At 35.1% G+C, this 16,925-nt stretch carries 15 protein-coding genes; 7 read left to right on the top strand and 8 right to left on the bottom strand.

Features of this window, described 5'->3' with window-relative positions; translation table 11 throughout:
- Positions 1-4: 4 nt before the first annotated feature.
- Positions 5-622: a recombination mediator RecR gene (gene recR, locus FT993_RS02405; protein ID WP_147860947.1), complete on the bottom strand. Its 618-nt coding sequence runs from the start codon at positions 620-622 to the stop codon at positions 5-7.
- A 127-nt stretch (positions 623-749) separates the two neighbouring features.
- Between recR and FT993_RS02400 the strand changes: the two genes are divergently transcribed.
- Positions 750-2,207, top strand: a complete 1,458-nt coding sequence (locus tag FT993_RS02400; protein ID WP_147860946.1) for a sodium:solute symporter — start codon at positions 750-752, stop codon at positions 2,205-2,207.
- Here the strand turns inward: FT993_RS02400 and FT993_RS02395 are convergent.
- The 4 genes from FT993_RS02395 to FT993_RS02380 form a co-directional block, all read right to left on the bottom strand.
- A complete protein-coding gene (locus FT993_RS02395) occupies positions 2,184-2,552 on the bottom strand; it encodes a CoA-binding protein (RefSeq protein WP_147860945.1) in 369 nt (122 codons plus the stop codon). The two genes, FT993_RS02400 and FT993_RS02395, sit on opposite strands and share 24 nt — an antisense overlap.
- A 393-nt stretch (positions 2,553-2,945) precedes the next feature.
- Positions 2,946-3,965, bottom strand: coding sequence for a 3-oxoacyl-ACP synthase III family protein (locus tag FT993_RS02390; RefSeq protein WP_147860944.1), 1,020 nt, complete (start codon positions 3,963-3,965; stop codon positions 2,946-2,948).
- A 519-nt stretch (positions 3,966-4,484) separates the two neighbouring features.
- Entirely contained in the window at positions 4,485-5,789 is a 1,305-nt protein-coding gene (locus FT993_RS02385; RefSeq protein ID WP_147860943.1) for an AarF/ABC1/UbiB kinase family protein, read from the bottom strand.
- Between the two features lie 3 nt (positions 5,790-5,792).
- A complete protein-coding gene (locus FT993_RS02380) occupies positions 5,793-6,485 on the bottom strand; it encodes a TetR family transcriptional regulator C-terminal domain-containing protein (protein ID WP_147860942.1) in 693 nt (230 codons plus the stop codon).
- A 173-nt stretch (positions 6,486-6,658) separates the two neighbouring features.
- On the opposite strand from FT993_RS02380, the gene htpG reads away from it, so the two are divergent.
- From htpG to FT993_RS02350, 6 genes are all read left to right on the top strand, one after another.
- A complete protein-coding gene (gene htpG, locus FT993_RS02375) occupies positions 6,659-8,542 on the top strand; it encodes a molecular chaperone HtpG (protein WP_147860941.1) in 1,884 nt (627 codons plus the stop codon).
- Positions 8,543-8,685: 143 nt separating this feature from the next.
- Positions 8,686-10,632, top strand: a complete 1,947-nt coding sequence (gene thrS, locus FT993_RS02370) for a threonine--tRNA ligase (protein ID WP_147860940.1) — start codon at positions 8,686-8,688, stop codon at positions 10,630-10,632.
- 55 nt (positions 10,633-10,687) lie between these two features.
- Positions 10,688-11,203, top strand: coding sequence for a translation initiation factor IF-3 (infC, locus tag FT993_RS02365; RefSeq protein WP_255504408.1), 516 nt, complete (start codon positions 10,688-10,690; stop codon positions 11,201-11,203).
- A gap of 41 nt (positions 11,204-11,244) precedes the next feature.
- Entirely contained in the window at positions 11,245-11,442 is a 198-nt protein-coding gene (gene rpmI / locus FT993_RS02360) for a 50S ribosomal protein L35 (protein WP_147860938.1), read from the top strand.
- Positions 11,443-11,539: 97 nt separating this feature from the next.
- Positions 11,540-11,884 carry a 50S ribosomal protein L20 gene (rplT, locus tag FT993_RS02355; protein ID WP_147860937.1) on the top strand — a complete coding sequence of 115 codons (345 nt, stop codon included), beginning with the start codon at positions 11,540-11,542 and terminating at the stop codon, positions 11,882-11,884.
- 120 nt (positions 11,885-12,004) lie between these two features.
- Positions 12,005-12,961 (top strand): OmpA family protein, encoded by a 957-nt coding sequence (locus tag FT993_RS02350; RefSeq protein WP_147860936.1) that lies wholly within the window; start codon positions 12,005-12,007, stop codon positions 12,959-12,961.
- Here the strand turns inward: FT993_RS02350 and FT993_RS02345 are convergent.
- From FT993_RS02345 to FT993_RS02335, 3 genes are all read right to left on the bottom strand, one after another.
- Entirely contained in the window at positions 12,958-14,208 is a 1,251-nt protein-coding gene (locus tag FT993_RS02345) for an asparagine synthetase B (RefSeq protein ID WP_370450881.1), read from the bottom strand. The genes FT993_RS02350 and FT993_RS02345 overlap by 4 nt on opposite strands.
- A gap of 43 nt (positions 14,209-14,251) precedes the next feature.
- Positions 14,252-15,796, bottom strand: coding sequence for a replicative DNA helicase (gene dnaB, locus FT993_RS02340; protein WP_147860934.1), 1,545 nt, complete (start codon positions 15,794-15,796; stop codon positions 14,252-14,254).
- Between the two features lie 168 nt (positions 15,797-15,964).
- Positions 15,965-16,918 (bottom strand): acetyl-CoA carboxylase carboxyltransferase subunit alpha, encoded by a 954-nt coding sequence (locus FT993_RS02335; protein ID WP_147860933.1) that lies wholly within the window; start codon positions 16,916-16,918, stop codon positions 15,965-15,967.
- Between the last annotated feature and the right edge of the window lie 7 nt (positions 16,919-16,925).

Raw genomic sequence — 16,925 nt, 5'->3', positions numbered from 1 at the left:
ACACTTAGTTTTTAAGAGAGTTTTCAAAAGGTATGCGGTGTAAAATACTTCTTCCTAGTGTAATTTCATCGGCAAATTCTAATTCGTCTCCTACGCCAATTCCTCTGGCAATTGTAGAGGTTTTTACCGATTCATTTTCGAGTTGTTTATAGATATAAAAATTGGTAGTATCGCCTTCCATAGTACTTGAAAGCGCAAAAATAACTTCCTCTACCGTACCGTTTTTTACTTTTTGCACTAAAGAAGATATGTTTAATTGGCCAGGACCAATACCTTCAATAGGATTTATCTTTCCTCCTAAAACATGGTAAACACCTTGATATTGACTGGTATTTTCAATAGCCATTACATCACGAACATCTTCTACAACACAAACGGTCGATTTATCTCTTTTAACATTGGCACAAATCGAACAGATTTTTGTGTCGCTCACCATATGACAATTTTCACAAAATACAATTCGCGTTTTTAAATCTAACAAGGCTTTAGACAAGTGCACGGTTTGCTCCTCGGGTTGCTTTAACAAGTGAAGTGCTAACCGTAACGCTGTTCTCTTCCCTATTCCTGGCAACAAAGCTATTTCTTCAACAGCTTTCTCTAGTAACTTTGATGAAAAATCCATAGGTCAAAAATACAATTTATTTTTATTGTTAATTGCCAATAATCCGCTTAAAGCGAAGTAAAGTGAATAATTAATTTAAACAACAGCTTTGTAATTTGCAGAAAAAACTAAGTTTGTAAGAAAAAACATGCAGCCAACCACAATTTTGTTTTTAATTCTAGCCTATTTTGGGGTGCTAATTTTAATTTCTTATCTCACAGGTAAAGATGATAGTAACGAGACGTTTTTTAAAGCAAAGGGTCAATCTCCTTGGTATGTTGTAGCTTTTGGTATGATTGGGGCTTCACTTTCTGGAGTAACTTTTATATCTGTGCCTGGGTGGGTTAAAGATGCCCAGTTTAGTTATTTACAGGTGGTAATGGGCTATTTATTTGGTTACTTAGTTATTGTATATATTCTCTTACCTATTTACTACCGGCTCAATGTCACTTCAATTTATGAGTATTTATCTCAACGATTTGGAGTGGTTAGCTACAAAACCGGAGCGTTTTTTTTCTTTATTTCTCGCGTATTAGGTGCCGCTTTTAGACTTTTTTTGGTGGCCACGGTCTTGCAGTATTTCATTTTTGAAAAATGGGGGGTTCCTTTTATTTTCACGGTTTCCTTATCTATTGCATTTATTTGGATATATACCGCTCGAGGCGGAATAAAAACTATTGTTTACACCGATACGCTACAAACCCTGTTTATGTTACTGGCCGTAGGTATTGCAATTTTTACAATTATCTATGAAATGAATTGGACTTTAACCGATTTATTCTCTTCTACACAGCTAAAGAGCTATTCTAAAACTTTCTTTTTTGATAGTTGGCTAGAGCGAAATTATTTTTGGAAATCATTTTTAGGAGGTATGTTTATTACCATTTGCATGACAGGGTTAGACCAAGACATGATGCAGAAAAACCTGACTTGCAAAAGCCTTAAAGACGCTCAAAAAAACATGCTGTCTTACAGTTTAGTATTTGTCCCTATTAATATTTTGTTCCTCTTACTAGGAGCACTTTTATTTATGTATGCTGAACAAAATGGTATTGCTGTACCACTTCTAGATGGAAAAGAAAAAACAGATTTACTTTTTCCTGAAATTGCGCTCAACGGCGATTTAGGATTAGGTTTAGGAATTGTTTTTATATTAGGTTTAATTGCAGCCGCCTACTCGAGTGCAGATAGCGCGTTAACTTCATTAACCACAAGTTTCTGTGTAGATTTTCTCGATATAAAGAAAAAACAGGCCATGCAGCAAAAAAAATTGAGAAAAAAAGTACACCTACTCATCAGCCTACTACTCATTTTAGTTATTGTAGCCTTTAAATATTTGCTAGATTCTAGTGTAATTGATCTTTTGCTTAAAGCGGCTTCTTATACCTATGGACCCTTATTGGGACTGTTTACATTTGGCATTTTTACTAAGCATCAAGTAAAAGATAAGTGGGTGGCACTTGTTGCTGTGCTTTCGGTTATTACCACCTATGCCATTGGCAGTATTCCTGCCGAACTTATAGGTGGATATCATTTTAATTATGAATTATTGATAGTAAATGGTTTGCTCACTTTTATTGGCTTAATATTGATTCGTCGCAAGTAAAACCAATGTACAAGCTACCTCTACTTTGATGCTCTCATCACGTAACAACCGATAGAAATCTGGATTTTCTGTACCTGGATTAAACAAAACACGTTTTGGTCTTAAGTCCAGAATATAGTCATAAAAAGCGGGTTGACGTTTTGGGTTCATATATAAGGTAATTGTATCTATATTTTCAAAATTTTGCGGCTCCGTTTCTATCTTTACATCGGCTACATTACCGGGACGTAAACCAATGGCGCAAGTAGGTATATTTGATTTTCTTAAAGCTTTTATTGCTTTATTAGAATATCTGTTTTCTTTTAGTGAAGCTCCTAGTACTAAAGTTTTTTTTTGGTCTTTCATAATATATATTTTTAAAATTCAGTTCATATACTGCGGTTATTTAAAACACTAGTATAAAATTGAGTTTAATTGAAGATACAAAATGAAGCGACTCAAAAAATTTTTTTAAAAATTTTGTAACATCTCTATCTTTTTAAAGTCATTTAAACAGTATGCTAGAATAAGTAACTTGATGACTTATAAATGGAAATGCGTTTTTTCTTTACATAACATTAAGAGCTCATTATCAAAATGTTAAACTATATTAAAGCATGCAACTTTTTAATTTTTTATTCGTCTTATAGATAGAGTATGTTGGTAATTTATTTGAATTAGCCTTTAAAAAATGACCGCAGTATAAAAACGCCACGATAATTATCGTGGCGTTCCTTTTTAAATTGAAATATAAATTATCTACCAATTTATTATAGCACTTCCCCAAGTAAATCCGCTACCAAAGGCAGCTAAAACAACTTTGTCACCAGATTTGATTTTTCCTTCTTCCCAAGCTTCAGTTAGCGCAATAGGTATTGATGCGGCTGTAGTATTCCCGTATCGTTCAATATTATTATAGACCTGATCATCACTTAATTTGAACTTTTTTTGGATAAATTGAGAAATTCTCAAATTAGCTTGATGCGGAATTAGCATATCTATATCGCTAATCTCTAAACCATTATGTTGGAGTCCTTCATTTATAACCTCTGAGAAACGCTGTACGGCATTTTTAAAAACGAATTGTCCGTTCATATAAGGGTAGTAAGGAATATCTTTTACTTTCCCTGATTTTTGATCCTCAATTATCTCGGGTACCCAATGCATAGTACTTGGCCCTTCTAAAGCTAACTCTAACGCATGTTTTCCTTGAGAATGTAGGTGAGTAGACAGAATCCCCTCTCCTATATGGTTACTTCGGGTTAACACGGCCGCACCAGCACCATCACCAAAAATCACTGACACCCCGCGACCACGTGTACTCATATCTAAACCTCCACTATGATTCTCACTTCCAATAAGCAGCACATTTTTATACATTCCAGTTTTAATGAATTGATCGGCTACTGAAAGCCCATAAATAAATCCGCTACATTGGTTTCGCACATCTATGGCGGGGCAGGTATGAATGTCTAACATTTCTTGAACCTGAACACCACAGCCAGGAAAATAGTAATCTGGACTCAAAGTTGCAAAAATAATTAAATCGATATCATCTTTACTTACATTTGCTCTTTCTAAAGCTATTTTGGCTGCTTTAACACCCATAATAGCAGTAGAATTACCATCATCTTTTTTAATATGTCTACGTTCTTTTATACCTGTACGCTCTTGAATCCAAGCATCATTGGTATCCATCAATTTAGAAAGATCGTCGTTAGTGACTACATTTTCAGGGACGTATTTCCCTATTCCAGCAATTTTTGTTTGATATAGCATGTGATGTCTTTTGATTTTTCAGGTGGCAATATACATAATATGGGCTTCGAACGAAAAAAACTTAAATGGTTAAACAGCAATTAAACTGAAAATACTTTGCAACACCTCAATTAGTTTTTACGGTGCATTTAAACCAAAACATTATTTTCTTTAAGAATTTCTCATATATTTAAAAAAAAGTGCGATAGCAATAATCCAGAACAGGCTCATTAATCCGTAAAAAAAATAACGTAAGAAATTTCCAGGTTCAAAAAATGCCCCTACGAATGCAGTAATAAATGCACCGGCTATAAAATATATAGGTAAAAATCTGTTGCTTTGCATTTTATTTAAATAGGTTTTACAGAATACTATTTTGCCTTTATTCTTAAATTTAAGAAATTAAAAGCAATTAAGCTAGCTAAGTCTTGCTCTAATTTTTAGCAGTTAATAGTTAGCTTTTTTAAAAAAATAAAAAAGGCTACTTAATTCGAAAATTTAGTAGCCCAAACACATAACAATTAACCAAATATTATGAAATTACAACTTTTTAAAATTATTAATTTTCACCTCCGCTTTTAAGTCGTGAAGCAAATTATATAGGCCAAAGAAAGTTCTATTAATATATAAAAAGTGCTTACTTCCTCGGTTTCCATTCATTTTTCTTAATTCAGTATCTTTGCTATACTTTTCACTAAGGTCGGTTATTTTACTCCAAAATGTTTCATCGCTAAAATCAAATGAATCGTTATGAAAAGGCGATGTAAACAAACTCAGCATTTCATAAAATAAATTTGAAAAGAAATCAATCTCACGCTTGGTATCGGTTTCCACAATAATTTCTAATTCTTTTAACTTTTGCAGAAAAAAATCTTTGTTATTAATATTTTCAGGAACTGCCAATTCAAAATAAGGCTTATAAAACTCCTCTGGCACTTGTTTAATACATCCAAAATCAATAGCAATTAACTTATTTTTGGGCGTTATTAAAAAATTACCCGGGTGCGGATCGGCATGAACCGCTTTTAGTTCGTGCATTTGATACATATAAAAATCCCATAAAGCTTGCCCAATTTGGTCGCCATGCTCTTTTGAGAAATCTGTTTTGGTAAACTCACTTAGGTGTAAGCCTTCTACCCAATCCATAGTAATAATTTTTTCACTTGATAAGTCAGGATAGTATTTTGGGAACCCTAAATTAGGTATGTGCTTACAGGCTTCAGAAATTTCTATACTTTGCTTTACTTCAAGCAAATAATCTGTTTCTTCAATTAATTTACCTTCAACTTCTTTAAAATATTTATCTGAATCTTTTCCTTGCAAATTAAACATTTTCATCGCAACAGGTTTAACCATAGCTAAATCTGAGCTAATACTATTGGCGACTCCCGGATATTGAATTTTCACAGCAAGTTTTTTCCCATCTTTTTGTGCCCGATGAACCTGACCTATACTCGCAGCATTTACAGAGTTTAAATTAAATTCATCATAGATGTTTTCTGGGTAGTCGCCAAGGTATTTATGAAAAGTTTTTCGAACTAAAGGAGCAGATAAAGGAGGTACACTAAATTGCGCCAAAGAAAACTTCTCTACATAAGCATTAGGAAGTAAACTTTTCTCCATAGATAACATCTGTGCCACCTTGAGGGCACTACCTTTAAGATTTTTTAAACCATCATAAATATCGGCAGCGTTATCTTCATCGAGCTCATCGCGAGAAAGATCTGGATTAAAAGCTTTTTTACCGTAATGCTTTAGGTAATTTCCTCCAATCTTAATACCTGTTTTAACCAGTTCTGTAGTTCTACCTATTTTCCCTGTAGGGATTTTATCTATTGTTTTCATAGGCTATACCTTTTGCGATTGGTAAATAAATTTTCCAAAATCAATAACTCGCTCTAATGGCGTGTTATTAAATACGTCAAATATGGTATTTACAGATTTTTCAATCGCTATATCTGTTTGTTCAAATTGTGGCGAATTGTCATCTAACCAAAACTTCATTAAAAATACAGTTTGTAACCAAGCTCCTTCTGTGAAAATCGTTTTATTGTGCCTAAGTAGTTTAATTTTTTGCCCTTCGTTCTTATCTTCAATAAGTTCACCAGCAAATTGTTTAATATGCTTACGCAATCCGGCAAGTTGTTCAAGATTTTTCAGGGCAGAATTGTGTTCTCTTAAACTATAAGTCACATAACTTCTATTGGCTGTCAAGAGTTCAAAAAAAGTAAAAAAGAAAGTTAGCATTTTTTCTCTGTTTGAAAAGTTACTTGTTTCTTCGGCTTGATTCATCAAATCTATACTCATTTGATAAAATTCTTCCCAAATACTACGTTGTAAGGCATCTAAACTACCAAAGAATTGGTAAAAGTCTGCTTCTTCTTCACCTAAGTTTTTAGCAAATTTATATACGCTTTTGGGGCGTTTTTCTTCCTCCAAAACATATGTCATGTAGGCTGAAATCCAATCTGTCTTTTGCAACTTTTTTACTTTGGGTTTTACCGTCTTGCTTTTTGTACTTGTGTTCTTTTTTGCTGCCATAGCTCATATTTTTATCAAATATACAACTTTGTTTAATCTTTTATCGAATAAATTAAACAAATAAATTGTTAATATTTTCACCATAACGTTCAAATAATGTGCCAGTTTGTCAGATATCTAGAATTGGTATTTTTTTTGACTTGCTTGAAGAAACGATTTTAAAATTTTAAAAAATGGCAACAGGAAAAATAAATGTATCGGTAGAGAATATATTTCCGCTTATCAAGAAATTTTTATACAGCGACCACGAAATATTCTTACGTGAGTTAATTTCAAATGCAACAGATGCAACCTTAAAACTAAAGCACCTTACCCGCATTGGTGAGACCGATGTAACTTATGGTAAACCCGTGATTGAGGTGAAAATTAACAAAGAAAACAATACCTTGCATATTATTGACGAAGGTGTAGGAATGACTAAAGATGAAGTAGAAAAATACATCAACCAAGTAGCTTTCTCTGGTGCCGAAGAATTTTTAGAAAAATATAAAGATTCGGCAAAAGATAGCGGTATTATTGGTCATTTTGGTCTGGGATTCTATTCTGCCTTTATGGTGGCCGATACAGTGGAAATTATCACCAAATCATACAAAGATGAGCCCGCAGCACATTGGACTTGTGAAGGAACCACCGAGTTTACTTTAGAAGAAACCACAAAAGAAAATAGGGGGACAGAAATCATCTTACACCTCAACGAAGAAGAAAAAGAATTTTTAGAAGAGCAACGCATAGAAAACCTATTGACAAAATACAATAAGTTTATGCCTGTGCCCATTAAGTTTGGTACAAAAGAGAAAACTTTACCTAAGGCAGAAGATGCTCCAGAAGATGAAGAAGCAAAAACAGTTACTGTAGATAACATAATCAATAATCCAGATCCGGCCTGGACCAAGCAACCCACAGATCTTGAAGAAGAAGATTATAAAAGCTTTTACCGGGAGCTCTACCCAATGCAGTTTGAGGAACCACTTTTTCACATTCATTTAAATGTAGACTATCCTTTTAACCTAACCGGTATTTTATACTTTCCTAAACTCTCTAATGACTTGAGTATGCAGAGAGATAAAATACAGCTTTATCAAAATCAAGTTTTCGTTACAGACAATGTAGAAGGAATTGTACCAGAGTTTCTTACCATGCTTAAGGGAGTAATTGACTCACCAGACATTCCGTTAAACGTTTCGCGCTCTTACTTACAAGCCGATGGAGCAGTTAAAAAGATTTCAAGTTACATTACTAGAAAAGTAGCCGATAAATTAAAATCTCTCTTTAACCAAAATCGTGAAGATTTTGAGAAAAAATGGAACGATATTAAGGTGGTAATCGAGTATGGTATGCTTTCTGAAGACAAGTTCTTTGAAAAGGCAGACAAATTTGCATTATACCCCAGTGTAGACGAAAAGTATTACACCTATGATGAACTGATAGAAAAAATTAAAGCCAATCAAACCGATAAGGACGGTAAAACGGTTGTACTTTATGCTTCAAATAAAGATGAGCAACACAGCTATATTCAAGCGGCAAAAGAGAAAAACTATGAGGTGTTATTATTAGACTCTCCTATTGTAGCACATTTAATTCAAAAATTAGAAAGCAGTAAAGAAAACATCTCCTTTGTTAGGGTAGATAGCGATCATGTTGATAACCTAATTAAAAAAGAAGAGAACCAGGTTTCTAAATTATCAGACGAGGAAAAAGAAAAGCTTAAAGCGGATTTTGAAGCCATTGTACCCAAAGAAAAATACACCGTTCAATTAGAACCTATGGATAGCAATGCGGCACCATTAATGATTACCCAGCCCGAATTTATGCGAAGAATGAAGGAAATGCAACAAACTGGTGGTGGGGGCATGTTTGGCATGGGCAATATGCCAGATATGTACAACTTGGTGGTAAATGTAAATCATCCGCTCATGAGCGATCTAATAAACCAAGACAAAGAAGTCCAAGAAAAAACGATAAAACAAGCTTTAGATTTGGCTAAACTCTCTCAAAATCTTCTAAAAGGAGAAGAGTTAACCAATTTTGTAAAACGCAGTTTTGAATTGATGAAATAATCATTTCAAATTTCAACTAAAGAGCCTGGTAGTTTTCTTATTATGGGACATTAGAAAACTACTGGGCTTTTTATTTAATATTAGATAACATAGGACTTGCAAAAATTAGCTAAGCGTTTATCTTTGTAACATAATATAAAACTATGATAAAAATAACCCTACCCGACGGAAGCGTAAAGGAGGTCCAACAAGGAACAACAGTCTTAGAAGTGGCTAAAAGTATTAGCGAAGGTTTAGCGCGAAATGTTTTATCGGCCCAATTTAATGGGCAAACGGTTGAAACATCTACCCCATTAAACCAAGACGGCTCTTTAGTGCTTTTTACTTGGAAGGATAAAGAAGGTAAAAAGGCTTTTTGGCATAGCTCATCTCACGTTATGGCACAGGCCCTTCAGGAGCTTTTTCCAGGAGTTAAACTCACTATTGGACCGGCTATTGAAAATGGTTTTTATTACGATGTTGATTTTGGAGAACATAAAATTTCAGATGCCGATTTTCCAAAAATTGAAAAACGAATGCTGGAAATCGCCCGTGGAAAACACGACTTCTCACTACGTGAAGTTAGTAAACAAAGGGCTTTAGATTTTTATAAAAAAGAACAAAATCCGTTCAAGGTTGAATTAATAGAGAATTTAGAAGACGGTGATATCACATTTTGTGATCACGATAACTTTACGGATTTATGTCGAGGAGGGCACATACCCAATACAGGCAATATAAAAGCGGTTAAAATAATGAATGTCGCTGGAGCTTATTGGCGAGGAGACGAAAACAAGCCGCAATTAACCCGTGTATATGGTATAAGTTTTCCTAAACAAAAAGATTTAAAAGAATATTTGGCTCTTTTAGAAGAAGCTAAAAAAAGAGATCATAGAAAGTTAGGCAAAGAATTGCAGCTTTTTACTTTTTCTCAAAAAGTAGGACAAGGTCTACCCCTCTGGCTACCAAAAGGTGCTGCACTAAGGCAAAGACTTGAAGATTTCTTGAAAAAAGCACAACATAAAGCAGGGTATGAGAGCGTGGTAACACCGCACATTGGACAAAAAGAACTGTACGAGACTTCTGGGCACTATGCCAAGTATGGTGAAGATAGTTTTCAACCTATCTTGACCCCACACGAAAATGAAGAGTTTTTATTAAAACCAATGAATTGTCCGCATCACTGCGAAATTTATAATGCCAGCGCCTGGAGTTACCGTGACTTGCCCAAACGATTTGCCGAATTTGGTACCGTTTACCGTTATGAACAAAGTGGCGAACTACATGGCTTAACCCGAGTAAGAGGCTTTACGCAAGATGATGCACACATATTTTGTACACCAGATCAATTAGATCAGGAGTTTAAAAATGTAATTGACCTGGTACTGTATGTATTTGGTTCTTTGGGTTTTGAAAATTTCACTGCTCAGGTTTCCCTCAGAGATCCTGAGAATAAAGAAAAATACATCGGTAGCGATGAAAACTGGGAGAAAGCCGAACAGGCTATAATTAATGCTGCAAAAGAAAAAGAACTCAATTATGTTATCGAAACTGGAGAAGCTGCATTTTATGGACCAAAATTAGATTTTATGGTTAAAGATGCTTTGGGTCGCAGTTGGCAGTTAGGAACAATACAAGTTGACTATAATTTGCCAGAACGTTTTAATTTAACCTACAAGGGTAGCGATAATGAAGAACACAGACCCGTAATGATACATCGAGCTCCATTTGGAAGTATGGAACGCTTTGTAGCTATTTTATTAGAGCACACGGCAGGTAATTTTCCACTTTGGCTAATGCCACAGCAAGCTATTATCTTGTCTTTAAGCGAGAAATATGAAAAATACACCAAAAAAGTTTTAAATTTATTAGAAAATCACGAAATTCGCAGCGCGTTAGATAACCGTAGTGAAACTATGGGTAAGAAAATTCGGGAAGCCGAAATGAACAAAATACCCTATATGCTCATAATTGGTGAACAAGAAGAGCTGAATGGCACGGTATCTGTACGTAAACACGGCGGTGATGATTTAGGAGAAATGACAATTGAAGATTTTGCTCAATTGATTTCTAATGAGATAAATAAATCGCTAAAAACATTTGAAGTTTAATTTAAAATAGATAGTCATAGCAATTCGTAGAAAAAAATCAAGAGGATCAAGGCAGATCAAAGAAGATCAGCACAAAATCAATGATAAAATTCGTGCTAAAGAAGTTCGTTTAGTAGGTGATAATGTAGAGATGGGTGTATATCCTATCGAAAAAGCTTTAGCCAAAGCTGAAGAACTGGGTGTAGATTTGGTTGAAATTTCGCCAAATGCAAAACCTCCCGTTGTAAAAGCAATGGACTATAAGAAATTCCTCTACGAACAGAAGAAAAGAGAAAAAGCTTTAAAAGCAAAAGCAACCAAAGTTGTGGTTAAAGAAATTAGGTTTGGCCCTAATACCGATGACCACGATTACGAGTTTAAGAAAAATCACGCAATCGGGTTTCTTAAAGATGGTGCTAAACTTAAAGCCTATGTTTTCTTTAAAGGTCGTTCTATTGTTTTTAAAGATCAAGGTGAAATTTTACTGCTTCGTCTAGCACAAGATTTAGAAGAATATGGTAAAGTAGAGCAAATGCCTAGGTTAGAAGGAAAGCGTATGAATATGTTCATAGCGCCTAAAAAATCAAAATAAGATATTATCATTAGAGAGATAATAATTAATAAGGATATATTATGCCTAAAATGAAGACTAAATCTAGTGCTAAAAAGCGTTTCAAGCTAACCGGTACTGGAAAAATTAAAAGAAAGCACGCGTTTAAAAGTCACATCTTAACAAAGAAGTCTAAGAAACGTAAGCTTAAATTAACTCACTCGACTTTAGTACATAAAGCCGATGAGGACAACATTAAATTGCAATTACGTTTAAAGTAATAGCCATTTAATTGGTTAAAAATAGTTAATAACCCTGGAGTTGGGCCCAAAAAAGAGCTATTTAAGTATAGACGCCTACTACAAAATCATTTAAAATATGCCAAGATCAGTAAACTCAGTAGCTTCAAGAGCCAGAAGAAAAAAGGTGATGAAGCAAGCAAAAGGATACTTCGGACGTCGTAAAAACGTTTGGACAGTAGCCAAAAATGCGGTTGAAAAAGCAATGTTATATGCTTATAGAGACCGTAAAGCAAAGAAAAGAACATTTAGATCATTATGGATCACACGTATAAACGCGGGTGCTCGAATGAACGGAATGTCTTATTCTCAATTTATGGGTAAATTAAAAGCCAATGAAATCGAATTAAACCGTAAGGTTTTAGCAGATTTGGCTATGAACCACCCAGAGGCCTTTAAAGCCATTGTTGAGAAAGTAAAATAATTTGCAAAACCCTATTATCTCTCTATATAAAACCACTTTAGGAAGCTAAAGTGGTTTTTTTATGTATTATCAGCTTAAAGTATCGCTAAAAGAATAGCCAAAAAATGGTATCTTTAAGCTATGAAAAACATTAAGCTAATTACCCTTTGTTCTCTTTTATCTTTTTTTTGGAGCGCGTCTCAGGTGCCATTAGATCATATTAAATTTAAGCAAATGTACCGCTTAAAGAATAATACAGAAATTTATGTACCCCTAGGCAACGTAGCTTTTGCAGATGCTATTATCTCTTTTAAGGAAGGCGAACCTAAAGCCTTAAAAAAATACACCAACCCAAAAGCAGCCCTTGGAGAACCAGATTACAAGAAGTATCTAGATCAATCCTATGTTTCAATAGGTTGTAAAGGAGAATTAATCGTTGCATTTACAGATAATGGTTTTATTGATATAGAAGGTCCCGATTTATATTTTTTTGAAATAGGCCCTTCTGTAGAAGCTTTTGAAGTCGCCATTTCTAGCGATGCAAAAGAATGGATAAATATTGGGCGCATAGAAGGTGGAGCCTCGCAAATAGATATTGCTTCAGCACTAGAAAAAGAAGAAGAAAAAAAGATTTATTATTATGTAAAAATTAAAGATTTAGCCTCTTTTTGTAGTGGCCCAACGGCCGGTGCAGATATAGATGCAGTAGGAACTATTGGAGCTGTTTTAAAATTGAATGTAAAGGCACATCTACTATTTGATATAGATTCCCATAATCTAAAAAACCAAGCACTAGATAAACTTAGCGAATTTATAGATATCATTAGAAAAATACCTAAAGCACAAATCGTAATTGTAGGTCATACTGATAGTGATGCTAGCAGCAGGTATAATCATAATTTAGGATTAAATCGAGCTCGAGAAGTAGAAAAATTTTTAAAATCCAAACTAAACCTCTTAGGCGCTTACCGTTTTAAAAGCGAAAGTTATGGAGAGCAAAAACCGGTGGCACCCAATGACACCCCTACCAACAAACAAAAAAATAGGCGGGTAGAAATTATTGTTTTACCCCACGAATCTTTTTATAAAGCTCCTTAGGTTTTTTGTTTTTTCTTCTTTGCCGCAGGAAAAAGTATATTATTTAAAATAAGACGATAACCTGGAGAATTGGGATGTAAAGACAACTCTGTTTTAGGATCTCCTACCTTATGCTGGTAATCTTCGGGATCGTGGCCACCATAGAACGTAAAAAAACCCTTTCCTTTAATACCGTGAATGTAACGCGCCTCATTGTTTACCCTATTTTTCCCCATCACTAAAACATTTGATTTTATCGTGTTTGGGTCAAAAGAAGTAGTTTGCCCCATAAATCCCTTAACTAAGGCGGTATGATTTTGGCAAAGCATACTCGGAATAGGATCCCATTTAGCCGAAAAATTCATCAAACTAAAATAATCTACCTCTTTTTGTATTTTACGCTTGCTAGTCATGTCTATACTTGAAAATTCATACACCATTGGGCTACGCTCCAAAATAAAATCCGTAAAGGCAAAGGTATTAGAATAGTTGATTTTACTTTGATAGGCAGGGTCACTCGGGTCACCGTCAAACATAGGTTCACAAATATCTATTCCTTCGGCAGACAGGGCTATATCAAAACTATCTGTTGCACTACACATGGCAAACATAAAACCTCCCCCCACAACATAATCTCTAATTTTTTTAGCGACCGCTAGTTTAGCTTGAGAAACCTTATTAAAACCTAATTTAGTCGCTAGAGCCTCAGCCTGTTTCTTTTCCTCTATATACCAAGGTGTTGCCCGATATGCCCGATAAAATTTACCAAACTGCCCTGTAAAATCTTCATGGTGCAAATGCAACCAATCGTATAGTAACAGTTCATCTTGCAGCACTTCTGTATCATAAACTGTTTCGTAAGGTATTTCGGCATATGTAAGCACCATGGTAACGGCATCATCCCAAGGCGCTTGGCCCTCTGGAGTGTATACAGCAATTTTTGGTGCCTTCTCCAATACCACGGCATCCATATTTTGTGAAGGACTGTCAATAAAATCAAGAATAGACTGGGTTTTTGCGTCACTTAACAATTCAAAAGAAACACCACGAATTTGACATTCTCGTCTTATTTCTTCTAAATCGGGAATTAAAAAAGAGCCGCCTTTGTAATTAAGTAACCACTTCACCTTAATTTGCTGCTCCAAAACCCAATAGGTTAAGCCATAAGCCTTTAAGTGATCTTTTTGCCCCATATCATCCATAGGGATTAAAAGGTAGCTCGCTTTCGCGGAAAAGCATAAACTAAAAAATATAAGTAATAATAGCATCTTTTTCATAGCGCAAAAGATACAAAGAAAAGCGTATTAATAATTAAAAAGGTACTGAATCTTCGTCGTCTTCTTCTAAATCGGGTGAACCGAAAGCTGCAGAGGCAGATGGAAAATTCCCGCCAGGAAAGTTATCCTCATCAGATTCTGTATTCATACTCGAGGGTATCTCAGATGGAAAGTCGAATTGATCTAGGTTATCAAACTTACCTAATTCTCCGATAAACTTAAGTCGGATGTTGTCTAAGCCCCCATTACGATGCTTAGCGATAATAAATTCGGCTTGACCTTCTGTAGGCGATTGCTCTTCATCATCCCATTCATCTATTTTGTAGTACTCAGGTCTATAGATAAACGAAACTATATCTGCATCCTGCTCAATAGCTCCAGACTCCCTTAAATCAGACAGTAAAGGCCTTTTACTCCCGCCACGAGTCTCGACAGCACGCGATAACTGAGATAAAGCAATTACCGGTACATTAAGTTCTTTTGCTAGAGCTTTAAGGTTACGTGAAATGGTTGAAATCTCTTGCTCACGGTTTCCTCCTTTTTGCGTACCTCCTGCTGTCATTAGTTGCAAATAATCAATTACAATTAATTTAATACCGTGCTGAGAGGCCAACCTTCTGGCTTTAGCACGTAAATCAAAAATTGATAGCGAAGGGGTATCATCTATAAAAAGCGGAGCTTTCTCTAAGGCCTTTACCTTTACATTAAGCTGCTCCCATTCATGCGTTTTTAACTTACCCGTTCTTAATTTTTCTGATGAAAGTCCTGTTTCTGAAGATATTAATCGGGTGATCAATTGAACAGATGACATCTCTAATGAAAAGAATGCCACAGGAATATCTTGACCTACCGCAATATTTCTAGCCATAGATAAGGTTAACGCCGTTTTACCCATACCAGGTCTAGCTGCCACGATAATAAGGTCTGAAGGTTGCCAGCCTGAGGTTAGCTCGTCTAACTTGGTAAATCCTGTAGGAATACCACTTAGGCCTTCACGGTTTGAAATTTCTTGAATTCGGCGTTTAGCTTGAATAACTAAACTTTGCGCAGTTTCTGATGATTTTTTAATATTGCCTTGAGTAACCTCATACAATTTAGATTCAGCTTTATCTAGTAAATCAAAAACATCTGTACTTTCTTCATAAGAATCTTCAATGATCTCACTTGATATTTTTATAAGACTACGTTGTATATATTTTTGTAGTATTATGCGTGAATGAAACTCGATGTGGGCAGAAGAAGAAACTTTTTGCGTTAACTGAATCAGGTAATAATCGCCTCCACAAACTTCAAGTCGCAAATCTTTTTTTAACTGGTTAGAAACTGTTAATAAGTCAATAGGTTGACTGTCTTGAAACAATTTAAAAATAGCCTCAAAAATGTATTTATGCGCTTCTTTATAGAAAACATCAGGGTGTAAAACATCAATAGCCTCGTCTACACCTTTCTTATCAATCATCATAGCACCCAACACAACCTCTTCTAAATCAACTGCTTGAGGAGGTATTTTTCCTTTTTGCAGTGATATAATATCCTGGTTTTTTTGGGTATAAGGTTTATTTTTCTTGACGTTTTCCATAGGTGCGAATGTAACAAAAATTATAAGGCTAATAGGCTAAATTGTATTTTCTAAAATCAACAGGTTATCAACGAATCGCCTGTTAATAACTTTTGTTTTTTGTTAATAAAGGTAAAAAAATCCGAAGAGAAAAACTTCGGATTTAGTCATTACTATGTATATGGGTGTTTAGTCTTTATATGTACCCATTGCCAAATATTTATCCATTCTAGATTTCACTAAATCTTTTGGGGATAACTCTTTTAGTTCGGCATAAGATTCTAAAATTATCTTTTTTAGTGTTTTTACCATTTCAACTCGATCGGCATGTGCTCCGCCTAAAGGCTCTTTAATAATAGAGTCAATAACTTTAAGTCGTTTGGCATCTTTAGCGGTTAATTTTAGGGCTTCTGCGGCTTGCTCTTTATGATCCCAGCTGCGCCATAATATCGAACTACAATTCTCTGGAGAAATTACCGAATACCAAGAGTTTTCTAGCATCATCACCTTGTCACCCACACCAATTCCTAAAGCTCCACCGCTGGCTCCTTCTCCTATAACTACAACAATTACAGGAACTTGAAGTCGTGTCATCTCTAAAATGTTACGCGCAATAGCTTCACCTTGTCCGCGTTCTTCGGCTTCTAAACCGGGGTATGCTCCTGGAGTATCAATAAAAGTAACCACCGGTAAGTTAAACTTCTCTGCAGACTTCATTAAACGAAGCGCTTTACGGTAACCTTCTGGATTGGCCATTCCAAAATTTCTATACTGTCTAGTTTTGGTGTTGGTTCCTTTTTGTTGCCCGATAACCATAAAACTTTGCTCGCCTATTTTACCTAGACCGCCTACCATAGCTTTGTCATCGGCTACTGTACGGTCTCCATGTAACTCTAAAAAGGTATCGCCACAAAGTGCTTGAATATAATCTAAGGTGTAAGGACGATTAGGGTGTCTCGAAAGTTGAACCCGCTGCCAAGCGGTTAAATTTTTATAAATTTCTTTCTTTTTTTCTTTGAGTTTTTTCTCTATTTGCTGACAGGTTTCAGAAACATCTACGTCATTATCTGTTCCTATTTTGCAAGCTTTATTAAACTCTTCTTGCAAAGCCTGTATCGGTTTTTCAAATTCTAAATATTCCATAATCGGG

It is taken from the genome of Mesonia sp. HuA40 (assembly GCF_008017835.1).
GTDB lineage: Bacteria > Bacteroidota > Bacteroidia > Flavobacteriales > Flavobacteriaceae > Mesonia.
This window is presented reverse-complemented; position numbering and strand designations above follow the sequence as displayed.